The following is a 14,545-nucleotide window of genomic DNA, read 5'->3' on the forward strand; positions in this document are numbered from 1 at the left end:
TTCGAGGACGAGCCCGTGCAGGGCGACAGGGGGTCCGGGGGCGGAGCCCCCGGCAACGGGGTCCCACCCGCCCCCGCGGGGTCGCGGGAAGGGGCGGGGTGGGGAGGGCTAGGACGCGAACAGCCGCACCGGCCAGGCCGCGTGTGCCTCGGCCATGACGTCGAGCAGCGGCGCCGAGGCGGCGGGCAGCACCTCCAGCCCCTCCACGGCGGCCGAGGCCGCCCACCGCGCGGCCCACGCGGCCACGGCGTCCAGCTCGGGCGCCAACCGGGCGAGCACCCCCGTGGCGTCGTACGGATCGAGGCTCAGCAACCGCACCACCGCGGTCGCCGGGCCGCTGACGCACTCGTACGCCACGCAGTGCGCCGCGTCCTCGGGCCCCAGCCCCGCCGCCCGCGCCGCGAGCCCGAGCACGACCGGCTGGTGGGCGCCGCGCGGCCGGGCCGCGGCGAGCGCGGCCAGTTCCGCGCCGGGCCAGGTGGCCCGGGCCGCCCGCATCATCTGCCGGCCGAGCCTGCGCGCGGTGGCCCGGAGCGCGGGAGAGGGGGTGCGGGCGTCGGCGGCCTCGTCCAGGGCGAGCGGGTCAAGGCCGAGGGCGGCCGCCGCCGCGAGCGAGGCGGAGACGAGCCCGGCCGTGTGCAGCCGGCCCCGGCAGAACTCCGCCAGACCATCCGCGTCGCGGACGCGCCCCGCCCGCACGGCGGCTTCGGCGCCCCCCGAGTGGGCGTGGCCACCGGCCGGGAACCGGCCGTCGGCGAGGACGAGCAGAGCTGCGCGAGACATCGGCCGGCCGCTTTCGTACAGACATCGGGACAGGGGTGGGGACAGGCATCGGGACCGGCGTGGGGTGACCGGCGCATCAGAAGAGGAAGTACCGCTGCGCCATGGGCAGTTCGGCGGCGGGCGCGGGCTCGACCGCCTCGCCGTCGATGGTCACGGTGAAGGTGTCCGGGTCGACCCGGACGTCCGGCAGCGCGTCGTTCTCGCGCATGTCCGCCTTGCCCACCCGGCGGGTGCTCTTGATGGCGGTGAACCTCTTGTCCAGGCCCAGCCGTTCGGGCAGCCCGTCGTCGAGGGCCGCCTGCGCCACGAACGTGAGCGAGTTGGCCGCGGGAGCCTTCCCGTACGCGCCGAACATCGGGCGCGGCAGCACCGGCTGGGGGGTGGGGATGGACGCGTTGGCGTCGCCCATCTGCGCGTAGGCGATCTGGCCGCCCTTGATGACGAGCTGCGGCTTGACCCCGAAGAACGCGGGGTCCCACAGCACCAGGTCCGCGAGCTTGCCCGGCTCGACCGAGCCGATCTCGTCGTCCAGGCCCTGGGCGACCGCCGGGTTGATCGTGTACTTGGCGACATAGCGGCGGGCCCGGTGGTTGTCGGCGCGGCCGTCGCCCGGGAGCGCACCCCGGCGCGCCTTCATGACGTGCGCGGTCTGCCAGGTACGCAGGATGACCTCGCCGATCCGGCCCATGGCCTGGGAGTCGGAGGAGAGGATGGAGATGGCGCCCAGGTCGTGCAGGATGTCCTCGGCCGCGATGGTCGAGGGCCGGATGCGCGACTCGGCGAACGCCAGGTCCTCCGGGACCGACGGGTTCAGGTGGTGGCAGACCATCAGCATGTCGAGGTGTTCCTCGATGGTGTTGACGGTGTGCGGCCGGGTCGGGTTGGTGGAGCTCGGGAGCACGTACGGCTCGGAGACCACGGTGATGATGTCGGGGGCGTGCCCGCCGCCCGCGCCCTCGGTGTGGTAGGCGTGGATCGAGCGGCCCGCGATGGCGGCGAGGGTGTCGCCGACGAAGCCCGCCTCGTTCAACGTGTCGGTGTGGATGGCGAGTTGGGCGCCGGTCTCGTCGCAGACGGACAGACAGGCGTCGATGACGGCCGGGGTGGCGCCCCAGTCCTCGTGGATCTTGAATCCTAGGGCTCCGCCGCGCAGCTGGGAGTGCATGGCCTCGCGCGACATGGTGTTGCCCTTGCCCAGCAGGCCGATGTTGACGGGCGCGTTCTCCAGGGCCGCGAACATCCGGGCCAGATGCCAGGGGCCGGGGGTGACGGTGGTGGCCTTGGTGCCCTCGGCGGGACCGGTGCCACCGCCGACGAGGGTGGTGATGCCCGAGGAGAGCGCCTGGTCGATCAGGGTGGGCGAGATGAAGTGGACGTGGGTGTCGACACCGCCCGCGGTGAGGATCTTCCCGTTGCCCGCGATGATCTCGGTCTCGGGGCCGATGACGAGGTCGGGGTGGACGCCGTCCATGGTGTCGGGGTTGCCCGTCTTGCCGAGCGCGGTGATCCGGCCGTCCCGGATGCCGAGGTCGCCCTTGACGATCCCCCAGTGGTCGAGGACGACGACGCCCGTGATCACGGTGTCGGGGGCGCCCTCGGCACGGGTGGTGCGGGCCTGGCCCATGGACTCGCGGATCACCTTGCCGCCGCCGAACACGGCCTCGTCGCCCGCGCGTCCGGGCCCGCCGGCGCGGTCCTCCTCGATCTCGATCAGCAGATCGGTGTCGGCGAGCCGGACGCGGTCGCCGGTGGTGGGGCCGAACAGGTCGGCGTGGACGGCACGGTGGAGCTCAGCCATCGAGGGGGCCTCCGATCGCGCCGCGCAGCCCGGGGACGGTCCTGCGTCCGGCGAGGGGGACGAGCTCGACATCGACGGGGATGCCGGGTTCGAAGCGCACGGCGGTGCCCGCGGCGATGTTCAGCCGCAGCCCGCGGGCTGCGGCGCGGTCGAAGTCAAGGCCCGGGTTGGCCTCGGCGAAGTGGTAGTGCGAGCCGACCTGGACGGGCCGGTCGGCGGCGTTGAGGACGGTCATCGTGGTGGTCTCGCGGCCCTCGTTGAGGACGACGGGTCCGTCCGCGAACAGGATCTCTCCGGGGATCACGCGGCGCTCCCCCGTCAGACGATGGGCTCGTGGACGGTGACGAGCTTGGTGCCGTCCGGGAAGGTCGCCTCGACCTGTACGTCGTGGATCATCTCCGGGATGCCCGGCATGACCTCGTCGCGGGAGAGCACCTCGCGTCCGGACACCATGAGTTCGGCCACGGTCCGGCCGTCGCGGGCGCCTTCGAGGATGTGCGAGGTGATGAGGGCGACGGCCTCGGGGTGGTTGAGCCGCACCCCCCGGGCGCGGCGCTTGTCCGCGACGTCCGCGGCCACATGGATGAGCAGTCTCTCCTGCTCGTGCGGCGTCAGTTGCACGCTTCCCACCTCACAGTCGTGCCCGGAACGGGGGAATCCCGTTCTCGACGCTGCGGGACCCTATCCAAGTTCAACACTCTGTTGACCTGGGGTTCCCTGCTCCACAGCGAGGCATTGCACGTTACGGCGGAAGTTTTTCCGGCTCGTTAACTCACGCTTTGCATATCCATGGCCAATGCATCCATCGCGGACCCGCACCCGGAGCCCCTCAGTCACCCGCCGGCGGCTGCCGGTGCTCGGCGGCGATGCCGAACCGGCGCCGTTCGCCGGGAGCGGACGCGGCCGGGCGCACGGACGACACCGAACGGATCACCTGCTCCTCGGCCGGCTCCGCCGCGCCCTCCAGTCGCTCCAGGTCAGCGGCGGACACCAGGGCGACCAGGGGCTTGCCGTGCCGGGTCACCACGACGCGCTCCCCGCCGTACACCACGCGGTTGATCAGCTCGGCGAGCTCAGCTCGGGCTTGCGTCACCGGAATCTCATAGGCCATGCTCCCCATCATAACGGCCTGTACGTCCTGTACATTTTTCACAGACGACGGCATGAGAGCCACGCCAGAGAAGAGGTACGTCATGCACGGCCCGTCCGCCCGTTACGTCCTGCCCGAGTTCTCCGAGCGCACCTCGACCGGGATCCGCACCCTCGACCCGTACTCCAAGCTCCTGGAGGAGCGGATCGTCTTCCTCGGCACCCCGGTCGACGACACCGCGGCCAACGACGTGATGGCGCAGTTCATGCAGCTGGAGTACGCCGACCCCGACCGCGACATCTCGCTCTACATCAACTCCCCCGGCGGCTCCCTCACCGCGATGACGGCGATCTACGACACGATGCGGTTCGTCACCTGCGACGTGGAGACCGTGTGCATCGGCCAGGCCGCCTCCGCGGCGGCCGTCCTGCTCGCCGCGGGCACCCCCGGCAAGCGGCTCGCGCTGCCCGGCGCGCGGGTTCTGATCCACCAGCCCTCGGTCGCCGAACCGATCCAGGGCCGGCCGTCCGACCTGGAGATCTACGCCGCCGAACTCCAGCGCGGCCGGGCACTGTTGACGGACCTGCTCGCCCGGCACACCGGGAACTCCGTCGAGCGGGTCGACGCGGACCTCGAACGGGACACCATCCTCGACGCCGCCGCGGCGGCCGCGTACGGGCTGGTCGACCACGTCGTCGCCGGCCGCGGGAACTCGGCCGCCGCGCAGGGGAAGTAGGGACCGTGCTGCCCGAACTGCCGCCGCTGCCCGCCCTGACACGCGCCGAGGGCGAGTTCATCGACGCCTACCTCGACGCCCTCGACAAGCTCGGCCGGATCAACCCGGCCCGGCACCGGGACACCTACGGCGCGCTGCGCTCCGCGCAGGCCCTGGTCGGGCGGGCCGTGGCGCTGCGCGACGCGCTGGCGACCATGCACCGGCGCGGGGAGACGGAGCTGCACTCCGAGACGCTGGCGCGGGCGCTGCGGCTGCTCGACGGGGAGCGCCGCGCGGGCCGGGTCACGGTGCCGCCGCCGTCATCCGCGAGTTGACGCCCCGGCGTCCGTTCACCCCCGCGCCGGTACGAGGCGGCGTCCCCCGTTCGCACCATCCGATGGTCCGAACGACGTACCGGCGATATTGCTCCGTCTGCGCAGACACCGGACGGAATGAATCGTTCCGTCGCCGGTACGACGCAGGTCGGACACCCCGTCAGGGAGCTTGAAACATCGATGTCCACCCGAACGGGTCAGTCGTGAGGAGCCTCACAAAACGCCGTTTCGGCTCGGAAATACGACACTTGGTGGGTCAAGATCCCTACCGACGACAAGCCCCCGCCACCGCGGCGGGGCGGTCCGGGCGGACGCCGAGTCCTGCCGCCGTACCCGGATGACTGGTCGAACGCACGGATCGGCAGGAGTGGAGGACCCAAGCAGTGCGGGGCCGCCGGGCAACCGGAAGGCCCCTGGGGTGAAGCCGTGAGAGCGGCCGGGCATCTTCGCCAGTCCGAACCCGACAGGTCATCCTTCGCAGGCGGTTTGACGAAGGGTCGCGCATGTCTGCGCTGAATCACGTTCCGTCCCTGCTGACCCGAGTCGGGGCGGTCTCCGCCCTCACTCTCGCCGCCGTCGGCGGCACGATGCTGGCGCCGGGCGCCAGCGGTGAGGCGAGTGCCGCCACGTCGGGCACGAAGGCGCTCAACGTCGCCGCGTCGAAGAAGGGCGCCCCGTACAAGTACGGCGCCAGCGGTCCGCACCGCTTCGACTGCTCGGGGCTCACGCTCTACTCGTTCAAGCAGGCCGGCAAGAAGCTGCCGCGCACCACGCAGCAGCAGTACAACAGCACCAGGCACATCTCCTCGTCCGCCCGCCAACGCGGCGACCTGGTGTTCTTCCACTCGGGCTCGAACGTCTACCACGTGGGGATCTACGCGGGGGACGGAAAGATATGGCACTCCCCCAAGACGGGGTCCGTGGTCCGGCTGGAGAAGATCTGGTCGAAGAGCGTCTGGTACGGGCGCGTGCGCTGACGCACGCCGCCCCCGGGGCCGGTCGGTGCGGGCGGGTGGGCGCGCCCGCACTCACCGGCCCGCGGCCCGTACAAGGGCGCCCGAGCCGCCCCCGGGGCTCAGCTCTGGACCGGCGCCGTCCACGGCAGCGCGATCCAGACGGTCTTGCCGCCCTCCGGCGTCGGGGTGACCGAAAGACGCCCCCCGCACTCGGCGGCGAGCCAGCGGATGATCACCATGCCCCGGCCGTTGTCCTGCTGGACGGCCGCGGGGAGCCGTTTCGGCCAGCGCGGGTGGCTGTCCGTCACCCCGATGTGGAGCTGCTCGTCGCACTCCAGGCGCAGGTCCACGGTGAAGGTCGGCGACTGGCCGAAGGTGTGCTGCACGGCGTTGGTCGCCAGCTCGGAGACGATCAGGCGGATCGTGTCGGCGGTGTCGGCGTCCGACGGAAGACCCCACTCGGTGAGTACGCCGGCGACGTGTCTGCGGGCGGCGGAGACCGAGGCGGGATCGCTCGGCAGAGTGAGGGTTGATTCTTGGTGGTCTGCCATGGCGACGCTGTCCCTTTCCCACCCGGACCGGCCTGCTGGACTCGCGGCGAGCGGACAAACACGAGGACGGCCCGGACTTGTGCTTCGCGCCAGAGTGCCACTCATCGTGCCGCCGGATGCGCCGATCCACCAAGATGTGCATATATCTGTCGCTCAAAGCGGTGAACTCTGCGACGAAGGACCGTATTTGGGCGCCACACTTGCCCATCACCCGAATCCCGCCCGGGTGGAAGGAGACCGACATGTGGCACGGGCCCGCGGTACGCCGTCGCAAACTGGGCGAGGAACTGCGCCGGCTGCGCTGCGCGGCCGGCCTCACGAGCGGCCAGGTCGCCGGGCGGCTGGGCTGGCACCAGTCGAAGGTGAGCCGGATCGAGACCGGCCGCAGCGGGGTGAAGGCGGCCGACGTGGCCCTCCTCCTGGAGGTGTACGGGGTGGACGACCCCGGGCTGCGGGCGCTGCTTGAGGCGCTGGCGGGCGCGGGGGACGGGCGCGGCGGCCAGTGGTGGCAGGCCTACCGGGGGCTGCTGCCGCCGCAGTACCGGGACTTCATCAGCCTGGAGTCCCAGGCGTCGGCCGCGCGCACCCTGGAGACGTCGGTGGTGCCGGGGCTGCTCCAGACGCCCGAGTACGCCCGCGCGGTGACCCGGGCGGCCGTCGGCGGGCTCGACGCGGCACGGGTGGACTCCCTGGTGGACGTACGCCTGGCGCGCCAGGAGGTGCTGCGGGCCGATCCGCCGCTGGAGCTGAGCGCGGTGGTCGACGAGGCGGCGCTGCACCGCGCGGTGGGCGGCGCGGCCGCGATGCGGCGGCAGCTGCGCCATCTCCTGGAGGCGGCTCAACTGCCCCAGGTGCGGCTGCGGGTGCTGCCTTTCAGCTGCGGTGGCCATATCGGTCTCACCGGCTCTTTCATTATCTTCTCCTTTCCGCACATTTCCGATCTGGACGTTGTGGTTATCGACCACTTGACGAGTAGCCTCTATCTCGAACGGAGAGAAGACCTTGAGGCGTACAGCGCCGCGTTCCATACGGTCGAGGCGCAGGCCCTCTCGTTCGAGGAATCATTGAATCTCATCGCCGTGATGGCTGACGGCGTGTAAGGGAGGCATGGTGCCCGTACCCCCCGCGCATGCACCTTCCAGCACTTCTTTGAACAGTGCGAAATGGCGGCGCAGCAGCCGTAGTACAGGAATGAACAATTGCGTCGAGACCGCTTTGCTCGACGCCGGACTGCTCGCCGTCCGCGACTCCAAGCGGACCGCCGGACCCGCGCTGCTCTTCGGAGCGCGGGCCTGGCGCGGCTTCCTCGCCGGACTGCCCGTCGACCTCGACGAGGCGCCCGACTGCGGGAGTTGAGCGTGCGAACGGGGGACTAGGCGGTGGGCGCGGTCCGCAGGATCGTGTCCACCGCCCACTGGATCTGCTGATCCGTCAGGTCGGCCCGGGCGGTCAGCCGCAGCCGGGAGACGCCGTCCGGCACCGACGGCGGCCGGAAGCACCCCACCGCCAGGCCCGCGCTCCGGCAGTCGGCGGCCCAGGCCACCGCCCGCTCCGGCGAGGGCGCCCGCACCGAGACCACCGCCGCGTCCGGGCGCGCCGCCCGCAGACCCGCCGCCGTCAGCCGTTCGTACAGCTCGGCCGCCACGGCCCGGGCCCGCCCGGCCCGCTCCGGCTCGGCCTCCAGCAGCCGCAGCGCCGCCAGCGCGCCGCCCGCGGCCGCGGGGGCGAGACCGGTGTCGAAGATGAACGTACGGGCGGCGTTGACCAGGTGCCGGATCACCCGGGCCGGGCCCAGGACCGCCCCGCCCTGGCTGCCGAGCGACTTCGACAGGGTGAGGGTGGCCACCACGTCCTGCGCGCCCGCGAGCCCGGCGGCGTGCAGGCCGCCCCGGCCGCCCTCGCCGAGCACCCCGAGGCCGTGGGCGTCGTCCACCACCAGCGCCGCCCCGTACTCCCGGCAGGCGGCGGCCAGCCCCGGCAGCGGGGCGGCGTCGCCGTCGACGGAGAAGACCGAGTCGCTCACCACGAGCGCGGGCCCGCCATGGGCGTCCAGGGCCTTGCGCACGGCCTCGGGGTCGGCGTGCGGGACCACCTCGGTGCCGGCGCGCGCCAGCCGGCAGCCGTCGACGATCGAGGCGTGGTTGCCCGCGTCGGAGACGATCAGCGTGTCCCGTTCGCCGAGCGCGGTCAGCGCGGCGAGGTTGGCCGCGTACCCGGAGGACAGCACGAGCGCCGCCTCGAACCCGCAGAACCGGGCGAGCGCCTCCTCCAGCTCGGTGTGGAGCTCGGTGGTGCCGGTGACCAGGCGCGAGCCGGTGGCGCCCGCGCCCCAGCGCAGCGCCGCGTCGGCGGCGCCCCGGGTGACCGCCGGGTGCCGGGTGAGCCCCAGGTAGTCGTTGCTCGCCAGGTCCAGAAGGTCCTGGTCGGCGGCGCGCGGCCGCAGCACCCGTACGAGACCGGCGCGCTCGCGCCGCTCGGTCGCTCCGTCGATCCAGTCGAATGGCGCTCGGGGCATGGTGGAGATCCCTTTTGTAGGCAGCGCACAGACCCTATTCCGGCGCGGACGAGGACAGGGTGTGGCGATACACACACCTTCAGGGAGCGCAGTTGTACGATCCCTCCTTGGCTGGAAGCGGGGTCTTGGGCAAGGATCGGCGCCATGGACCTGCTGAACACGCTGGTGGACAAGGGGCTGCGGCGCGAGCTGCCGAGCCGTGAAGAGGCGCTCGCCGTACTGGCGACCTCCGACGAGGAACTGCTCGACGTGGTGGCCGCCGCCGGAAAGGTGCGCCGGCAGTGGTTCGGGCGCCGGGTGAAGCTGAACTACCTGGTGAACCTGAAGTCCGGGCTGTGCCCGGAGGACTGCTCGTACTGCTCGCAGCGGCTGGGCTCGAAGGCCGAGATCCTCAAGTACACCTGGCTGAAGCCGGACGAGGCGTCCAGGGCCGCCGCCGCCGGTGTCGCGGGCGGCGCCAAGCGCGTCTGCCTGGTGGCCAGCGGACGCGGCCCGACCGACCGCGACGTGGACCGCGTCTCGCAGACCATCGAGGCGATCAAGGAGCAGAACGAGGGCGTCGAGGTGTGCGCCTGTCTGGGCCTGCTCTCCGACGGCCAGGCCGAGCGGCTGCGCGCGGCGGGCGCCGACGCGTACAACCACAACCTCAACACGTCCGAGGGGACGTACGGGGACATCACGACCACCCACACCTACGCCGACCGCGTCGACACCGTGCAGAAGGCGCACGGGGCCGGGCTCTCCGCCTGCTCCGGTCTGATCGCGGGCATGGGTGAGAGCGACGAGGACCTGGTCGACGTGGTCTTCGCGCTGCGCGAGCTCGACCCGGACTCGGTGCCGGTCAACTTCCTCATCCCGTTCGAGGGCACCCCGCTCGCCAAGGAGTGGAACCTCACCCCGCAGCGCTGTCTGCGGATCCTCGCGATGGTCCGGTTCGTCTGCCCCGACGTCGAGGTGCGGCTCGCGGGCGGCCGCGAGGTGCATCTGCGCTCGATGCAGCCCCTCGCCCTGCACCTGGTCAACTCGATCTTCCTCGGCGACTACCTCACCAGTGAGGGCCAGGAGGGCAAGGCGGACCTGGAGATGATCGCGGACGCCGGCTTCGAGGTGGAGGGCGCGGGCACCACGACGCTGCCCGAGCACCGCGCCGACGCGGTCGCCGCCGCGGGCTGCGGCTCGCACGCGGCGAGCGGCTGCGGCTCGCACGAGGGCGGCGGCTGCGGCCCGTGCGGCGAGAGCGTCCCGGCCCCGGCCGAGGTCCCCGAGGCGCGTACGGACCTGGTGGCGGTGCGCCGCCGGGGCGCCGGAACGGACCTCGCCCCCAATGCCTGATCCCCACTACGACGTCGCCGAGCTGCGGGCCCTGGACCGCCGGCACGTCTGGCACCCCTACGGCCCCATGCCGGGCCGCCAGGAGCCGCTGGTCGTGGAGTCGGCGTCCGGGGTCCGGCTGCGCCTGGCGGAGGAGGTCCACGGGCAGCGCGAGCTCGTCGACGGCATGGCCTCCTGGTGGTCGGCGCTGCACGGCTACAACCACGCGGCCCTGAACGCCGCCGCGCACGGCCAGCTGGACCGGATGAGCCACGTGATGTTCGGCGGGCTCACCCACGAGCCCGCCGTGCGCCTCAGCGTCAAGCTCGTGGAGATCACCCCGGAGCCGCTCCAGCACGTCTTCCTCAGCGACTCCGGCTCGGTCTCGGTCGAGGTCGCCATCAAGATGTGCCTCCAGTACTGGAAGTCGGCCGGGCGCCCGCGCAAGCAGCGGCTGCTCACCTGGCGCGGCGGCTACCACGGCGACACCTGGCAGCCGATGTCGGTGTGCGACCCGGACGGCGGGATGCACTCCCTGTGGTCCGGCCGCCTGCCGGAGCAGGTCTTCGCGGACGCGCCGCCCACCGGGTACGACGCGGAGCCGGACGAGGCCTACGTACGCCATCTGCGGGAGACGGTCGCCGCCCACGCCGACGAGGTGGCGGCGGTGATCGTCGAGCCGGTGGTGCAGAACGCGGGCGGGATGCGGTTCCACTCCCCCGGCTATCTGCGGGTGCTGCGCGAGCTGTGCGACGAGCACGACGTGCTGCTGGTGTTCGACGAGATCGCCACCGGCTTCGGCCGCACCGGCACGCTCTTCGCCTCCGAGCACGCCGCCGTGGCGCCCGACGTGCTGTGCGTGGGCAAGGCGATGACCGGCGGCTACCTCTCGATGGCCGCGACGCTCTGCACCACCCGGGTCGCCGAGGGCATCTCCTCCGGTGAGGTCCCGGTCCTGGCCCACGGCCCCACCTACATGGGCAACCCGCTGGCCGCGTCCGTCGCCTGCGCCTCGATCGACCTGCTGCTCGCCCAGGACTGGCAGGCGGAGATCAAGCGCCTGGAGACGGGGCTGCGGGACGGCCTGGGCGCGTTCGCCGACGCGCCCGGGGTCAAGGACGTCCGCGTCCTCGGCGCCATCGGCGTCGTCCAGCTCGACCACGAGGTGGACATGGCGGCCGCGACCCGGGCGGCGGTCCGCGAGGGTGTGTGGCTGCGCCCGTTCCGCGACCTCGTCTACACGATGCCGCCCTATGTGACCAACGACGAGGACCTGGCGCGCGTCTGCCGTGCCGTGGGCGCTGCGGCTCGGGAGGGCTGAGATGGCGGTACTGGTAGTGAGCGGTACGGGCACGGAGATCGGCAAGACGGTCGTCACCGCCGCCGTCGCCGCGGTGGCCCGCGCCGCCGGGCGCACGGTCGCCGTCCTCAAGCCCGCCCAGACCGGGGTCGCGCCCGGCGAGCACGGGGACGTGGCGGAGGTGCTGCGCCTGGCGGGCGACGACATCACCGGCGCCGAACTCGCCCGGTTCCCCGACCCGTTGGCCCCCAACACGGCGGCCCGGCGGGCCGGGATGCGCGCGGTGCGGCCCGAGGAGGTCGCCGAGGCGGCCGAGAAGCTGGCCGCCGAGCACGATCTGGTCCTGGTGGAGGGCGCGGGCGGGCTCCTGGTCCGCCTCGACGACGAGGGCGGCACCCTCGCGGACGCGGCCCGGCTGCTCGGCGCGCCCGTCCTGGTCGTCACCCCCGCCGGCCTCGGCACGCTGAACATGGCGGCCCTGACCGGCGAGGCCCTGCGGGCCCGCGGCCTGGCGTGCGCGGGCGTGGTCGTGGGGAGCTGGCCCGCCGAGCCGGACCTGGCGTCCCGCTGCAACCTGGCCGACCTGCCGGAGTCCTCGGGCTCGCCGCTGGTGGGGCTGGTGCCGGAGGGGGCGGGGCGGCTCCCGGCCGCCGACTTCCGTGCCTCGGCGGCGCGTTGGCTCGGTCCGGAGCTCGGCGGCGACTGGAGCCTGTGATGGCGGTCTTACGGGCACGGCTGCGCCAGACGGTCGTCGACTGCGCCGCCCCGGACCGCCTGGCGCGGTTCTGGGCGGCGCTGCTCGGCGGCACCCCGGTGGTCCGCGACGCGGGCTGGGCCCACCTCGACGCGCCGGGCACCGCGCGGCTCGCCTTCCAGCGGGTGCCGGAGGCGAAGGCGGGCAAGAACCGCCTCCACTTCGACCTCGCGGTGGAGGACGTGGCCCGCGCCCGGGCGGCCGCGGTGCGGCTGGGCGCGCGGGCGGTGGGCGGGACCGCGACGGACGCCCAGGGCACGTTCCAGGTGATGCGCGACCCGGAGGGGAACGAGTTCTGTTTCGTGGGCGAGTGATGGGGGATCGGGGGCGGGGTGACCCGGGCTCGGGGCGGGGTCGCCCAGGCTCGGGTGGGGTGAACCCGCGGGGCGGGTGACGCTTGGGGGCCCGGCGGGGCGAAGTGGCCCAGCCTCGGGCCGGTGAACGTGGCCGGGGCCAGTGACTCAGCCTCGGGCTGGTTACATGGCCGGGGCGGGTGACCCGGCCCTGGGGGTGGTGACTGGCCGGGGCGGGTGACCCGGGGGCCGGGGAAGGGTGACGTGGGGCCGGGGCGGGGACAATCCCGGTGTCCGCCCCGCCGTTCTCCGCCCCTGGTTGGAGGGTCCCCATGGAGCAGCGCGCCAAGATCGCCCCGGACGCCGTGCACCACCCCCTGTTCGCCCGTTTCTACGGCCGGTTCAGCGAAGGCGCCGACCGCCGGGCGGGCCTGGCCGCCCACCGCCGTGAACTGCTGGCCGGGCTCAGCGGCCGGGTGATCGAGATCGGCGCGGGCAACGGCCTCAACTTCCCGCACTATCCCGGCACCGTCTCCGAGGTGGTCGCCATCGAACCCGAACGCGGGCTGCGCGGGCTCGCCGTCCGGGCGGCGCTGCGCGCGGACGTGCCGGTCGACGTCGTGCCGGGCGCGGCCGAGGCGCTGCCGGTCAAGAGCGAGGCGTTCGACGCGGCCGTGGTCTCGCTCGTCCTGTGTTCCGTACGGGACGTGCCGCGCTCGCTGGGCGAGATCCGCCGGGTCCTGCGCCCCGGCGGCGAGCTGCGCTTCTTCGAGCACGGCCGGGCCGAGGGCCGTCTCCTGACGGCCGTCCAGCGGGTGGCGGACCGGACCCTGTGGCCGCTGCTGTTCGGCGGCTGCCACACCGCCCGCGACCCGGTCGCGGCGATCGGGGCGGCCGGTTTCGAGGTGACCGGGATCCGCCGGCTGCGGCTGCCCGAGAACGGGCCGCGCCACCCGGCCTCGCCGTGCGTCCTGGGCACGGCACGGCGCCCGGATCTCGGCTGACGCGCCGGCGCCGCCCGGACGGGCCGGATCTCCCGCTGCCGTCGGATGGCCGGGGACCGGTCCGCGCCTCTACTCTCGTATGCCGTACGGGAGTCGGTCCGGCCACGACGCAACGACCCGGGAGGCGGCCTTGTCCACAGCTGCAGCGGCGAGTGAAGGGGCCGCCGCGCGGGCCCGGGCGCTGACCAAGGCGTACGGCACGGGCGAGACGGCGGTACTGGCGCTGGACGCGGTCGACGTGGACATCGCGCGTGGCCGGTTCACGGCGGTCATGGGCCCCTCGGGTTCGGGCAAGTCGACCCTGATGCACTGCCTGGCCGGGCTCGACTCCGTCTCGGCGGGGCAGGTGTGGCTCGGCGGCACCGAGATCACCGGCCTCAAGGAGCGCGAGCTGACCCGGCTGCGCCGGGACCGTGTCGGCTTCATGTTCCAGTCCTTCAACCTGCTGCCCACGCTCACCGCGGCCGAGAACATCACGCTGCCCATGGACATCGCCGGGCGCAAGCCCGACCCGGAGTGGCTGGACCGGGTCATCGACACGCTCGGGCTGCGCGACCGGCTGCGGCACCGGCCCGCCCAGCTCTCCGGCGGCCAGCAGCAGCGGGTGGCGTGCGCGCGGGCGCTGGCCTCCCGCCCGGAGCTGATCTTCGCGGACGAGCCCACCGGCAATCTCGACTCGCGGGCCGGGGCCGAGGTGCTCACCTTCCTGCGGGAGGCGGTGGACGGGCTGGGCCAGACCGTCGTCATGGTCACCCACGACCCGGTCGCGGCGAGCCGTGCCGACCTGGTGCTGTTCCTGGCCGACGGCCGGATCGTCGACGAGATGCCGAGGCCGACGGCCGAGGCGGTCCTGGACCGGCTGCGGCTCTTCTCGGGAGGCGCCGGGACGGAGGCGGAGGCGGCGGGGGACGGACGGGCGGCGGGCGGTCGTTCACCGGAAAGCCGCTCGACGGACGGTGGTTCGCCAAGCGGCGGTCCACCGGAAGGCCGTTCGGCAGACGGTGGTCCACCAGGCGGCGGTCCGCCCGAGGGCCGCTCGCCAGGGGGTGGTTCGCCGGGTGGTGGTGCGCCCGGTGGCGCCTCTCCGGGCGGTGCCCAGGACGGCGGCTCCGGCTTCGACCCCCTGCGCAAGGGCTGAAC

18 protein-coding genes and 1 riboswitch are annotated in these 14,545 nt (G+C 73.3%); of the genes, 11 read left to right on the forward strand and 7 right to left on the reverse strand.

The genetic code is table 11. The features are described from left to right. Positions 1–108: 108 nt before the first annotated feature. The 5 genes from AC069K_RS07435 to AC069K_RS07455 all read right to left on the reverse strand — a co-directional run bounded on the left by AC069K_RS07435 (position 109) and on the right by AC069K_RS07455 (position 3,692). On the reverse strand, positions 109–783 hold the full coding sequence (locus AC069K_RS07435) for an urease accessory protein UreF (RefSeq protein WP_478613061.1): 675 nt from the start codon (positions 781–783) through the stop codon (positions 109–111). Positions 784–859: 76 nt separating this feature from the next. Then, on the reverse strand, positions 860–2,581 hold the full coding sequence (locus tag AC069K_RS07440) for an urease subunit alpha (RefSeq protein WP_478613064.1): 1,722 nt from the start codon (positions 2,579–2,581) through the stop codon (positions 860–862). Further along, entirely contained in the window at positions 2,574–2,885 is a 312-nt protein-coding gene (locus AC069K_RS07445) for an urease subunit beta (RefSeq protein ID WP_365108831.1), read from the reverse strand. The genes AC069K_RS07440 and AC069K_RS07445 overlap by 8 nt, the downstream gene beginning before the upstream one ends. Before the next feature lie 14 nt (positions 2,886–2,899). Further along, a complete protein-coding gene (locus tag AC069K_RS07450) occupies positions 2,900–3,202 on the reverse strand; it encodes an urease subunit gamma (RefSeq protein WP_358833497.1) in 303 nt (100 codons plus the stop codon). A gap of 208 nt (positions 3,203–3,410) precedes the next feature. Beyond that, entirely contained in the window at positions 3,411–3,692 is a 282-nt protein-coding gene (locus tag AC069K_RS07455; protein WP_358833496.1) for a type II toxin-antitoxin system Phd/YefM family antitoxin, read from the reverse strand. Between the two features lie 82 nt (positions 3,693–3,774). On the opposite strand from AC069K_RS07455, the gene AC069K_RS07460 reads away from it, so the two are divergent. The 3 genes from AC069K_RS07460 to AC069K_RS07470 all read left to right on the forward strand — a co-directional run bounded on the left by AC069K_RS07460 (position 3,775) and on the right by AC069K_RS07470 (position 5,698). Next, entirely contained in the window at positions 3,775–4,407 is a 633-nt protein-coding gene (locus tag AC069K_RS07460; protein ID WP_365108941.1) for an ATP-dependent Clp protease proteolytic subunit, read from the forward strand. 5 nt (positions 4,408–4,412) lie between these two features. Then, positions 4,413–4,721, forward strand: a complete 309-nt coding sequence (locus tag AC069K_RS07465) for a hypothetical protein (RefSeq protein WP_365108825.1) — start codon at positions 4,413–4,415, stop codon at positions 4,719–4,721. Positions 4,722–5,061: 340 nt separating this feature from the next. Beyond that, a riboswitch (cyclic di-AMP (ydaO/yuaA leader) is annotated at positions 5,062–5,220 on the forward strand. 4 nt (positions 5,221–5,224) lie between these two features. Next, positions 5,225–5,698: a C40 family peptidase gene (locus AC069K_RS07470; RefSeq protein WP_365108822.1), complete on the forward strand. Its 474-nt coding sequence runs from the start codon at positions 5,225–5,227 to the stop codon at positions 5,696–5,698. A gap of 98 nt (positions 5,699–5,796) precedes the next feature. Here the strand turns inward: AC069K_RS07470 and AC069K_RS07475 are convergent, their stop codons facing one another. Next, positions 5,797–6,228, reverse strand: coding sequence for an ATP-binding protein (locus tag AC069K_RS07475; RefSeq protein WP_478613073.1), 432 nt, complete (start codon positions 6,226–6,228; stop codon positions 5,797–5,799). A 242-nt stretch (positions 6,229–6,470) separates the two neighbouring features. Between AC069K_RS07475 and AC069K_RS07480 the strand changes: the two genes are divergently transcribed. Together AC069K_RS07480 and AC069K_RS07485 are read left to right on the forward strand one after the other, a co-directional pair. Beyond that, on the forward strand, positions 6,471–7,328 hold the full coding sequence (locus AC069K_RS07480) for a helix-turn-helix domain-containing protein (protein WP_365108817.1): 858 nt from the start codon (positions 6,471–6,473) through the stop codon (positions 7,326–7,328). A gap of 7 nt (positions 7,329–7,335) precedes the next feature. Then, positions 7,336–7,584, forward strand: a complete 249-nt coding sequence (locus tag AC069K_RS07485; RefSeq protein ID WP_478613076.1) for a DUF397 domain-containing protein — start codon at positions 7,336–7,338, stop codon at positions 7,582–7,584. A 16-nt stretch (positions 7,585–7,600) separates the two neighbouring features. Here the strand turns inward: AC069K_RS07485 and AC069K_RS07490 are convergent, their stop codons facing one another. Then, positions 7,601–8,743: an 8-amino-7-oxononanoate synthase gene (locus AC069K_RS07490; RefSeq protein WP_365108814.1), complete on the reverse strand. Its 1,143-nt coding sequence runs from the start codon at positions 8,741–8,743 to the stop codon at positions 7,601–7,603. A gap of 144 nt (positions 8,744–8,887) precedes the next feature. Between AC069K_RS07490 and bioB the strand changes: the two genes are divergently transcribed. The 6 genes from bioB to AC069K_RS07520 all read left to right on the forward strand — a co-directional run bounded on the left by bioB (position 8,888) and on the right by AC069K_RS07520 (position 14,543). Next, on the forward strand, positions 8,888–10,075 hold the full coding sequence (gene bioB, locus AC069K_RS07495) for a biotin synthase BioB (protein WP_478613080.1): 1,188 nt from the start codon (positions 8,888–8,890) through the stop codon (positions 10,073–10,075). Continuing rightward, positions 10,068–11,375: an adenosylmethionine--8-amino-7-oxononanoate transaminase gene (locus AC069K_RS07500; protein ID WP_365108809.1), complete on the forward strand. Its 1,308-nt coding sequence runs from the start codon at positions 10,068–10,070 to the stop codon at positions 11,373–11,375. The genes bioB and AC069K_RS07500 overlap by 8 nt, the downstream gene beginning before the upstream one ends. A gap of 1 nt (position 11,376) precedes the next feature. Next, positions 11,377–12,069: a dethiobiotin synthase gene (gene bioD / locus AC069K_RS07505; RefSeq protein WP_365108806.1), complete on the forward strand. Its 693-nt coding sequence runs from the start codon at positions 11,377–11,379 to the stop codon at positions 12,067–12,069. Further along, positions 12,069–12,422, forward strand: coding sequence for a VOC family protein (locus AC069K_RS07510; protein WP_358833487.1), 354 nt, complete (start codon positions 12,069–12,071; stop codon positions 12,420–12,422). Before bioD ends, AC069K_RS07510 begins: the two co-directional genes overlap by 1 nt. A 311-nt stretch (positions 12,423–12,733) precedes the next feature. Further along, positions 12,734–13,405, forward strand: coding sequence for a class I SAM-dependent methyltransferase (locus AC069K_RS07515; protein WP_478613085.1), 672 nt, complete (start codon positions 12,734–12,736; stop codon positions 13,403–13,405). Between the two features lie 130 nt (positions 13,406–13,535). Next, the gene (locus AC069K_RS07520) at positions 13,536–14,543 is read left to right on the forward strand and encodes an ABC transporter ATP-binding protein (RefSeq protein WP_478613089.1); all 1,008 of its coding nucleotides are present in this window, start codon (positions 13,536–13,538) and stop codon (positions 14,541–14,543) included. Positions 14,544–14,545 lie beyond the last annotated feature (2 nt).

The sequence above is a fragment of the Streptomyces sp. NPDC043908 genome, assembly GCF_056435525.1.

What these genes read in the sequence shown, in the direction of transcription:
- AC069K_RS07500 (WP_365108809.1), top strand. Translation starts at nt 10,068, where the DNA reads ATGCCTGATCCCCACTACGACGTCGCCGAGCTGCGGGCCCTGGACCGC.
- AC069K_RS07485 (WP_478613076.1), top strand. Translation starts at nt 7,336, where the DNA reads ATGGTGCCCGTACCCCCCGCGCATGCACCTTCCAGCACTTCTTTGAAC.
- AC069K_RS07435 (WP_478613061.1), bottom strand. Translation starts at nt 783, where the DNA reads ATGTCTCGCGCAGCTCTGCTCGTCCTCGCCGACGGCCGGTTCCCGGCC.
- AC069K_RS07490 (WP_365108814.1), bottom strand. Translation starts at nt 8,743, where the DNA reads ATGCCCCGAGCGCCATTCGACTGGATCGACGGAGCGACCGAGCGGCGC.
- AC069K_RS07470 (WP_365108822.1), top strand. Translation starts at nt 5,225, where the DNA reads ATGTCTGCGCTGAATCACGTTCCGTCCCTGCTGACCCGAGTCGGGGCG.
- AC069K_RS07440 (WP_478613064.1), bottom strand. Translation starts at nt 2,581, where the DNA reads ATGGCTGAGCTCCACCGTGCCGTCCACGCCGACCTGTTCGGCCCCACC.
- AC069K_RS07510 (WP_358833487.1), top strand. Translation starts at nt 12,069, where the DNA reads ATGGCGGTCTTACGGGCACGGCTGCGCCAGACGGTCGTCGACTGCGCC.
- AC069K_RS07475 (WP_478613073.1), bottom strand. Translation starts at nt 6,228, where the DNA reads ATGGCAGACCACCAAGAATCAACCCTCACTCTGCCGAGCGATCCCGCC.
- bioB (WP_478613080.1), top strand. Translation starts at nt 8,888, where the DNA reads ATGGACCTGCTGAACACGCTGGTGGACAAGGGGCTGCGGCGCGAGCTG.
- AC069K_RS07460 (WP_365108941.1), top strand. Translation starts at nt 3,775, where the DNA reads ATGCACGGCCCGTCCGCCCGTTACGTCCTGCCCGAGTTCTCCGAGCGC.
- AC069K_RS07455 (WP_358833496.1), bottom strand. Translation starts at nt 3,692, where the DNA reads ATGGCCTATGAGATTCCGGTGACGCAAGCCCGAGCTGAGCTCGCCGAG.
- AC069K_RS07480 (WP_365108817.1), top strand. Translation starts at nt 6,471, where the DNA reads ATGTGGCACGGGCCCGCGGTACGCCGTCGCAAACTGGGCGAGGAACTG.
- AC069K_RS07515 (WP_478613085.1), top strand. Translation starts at nt 12,734, where the DNA reads ATGGAGCAGCGCGCCAAGATCGCCCCGGACGCCGTGCACCACCCCCTG.
- bioD (WP_365108806.1), top strand. Translation starts at nt 11,377, where the DNA reads ATGGCGGTACTGGTAGTGAGCGGTACGGGCACGGAGATCGGCAAGACG.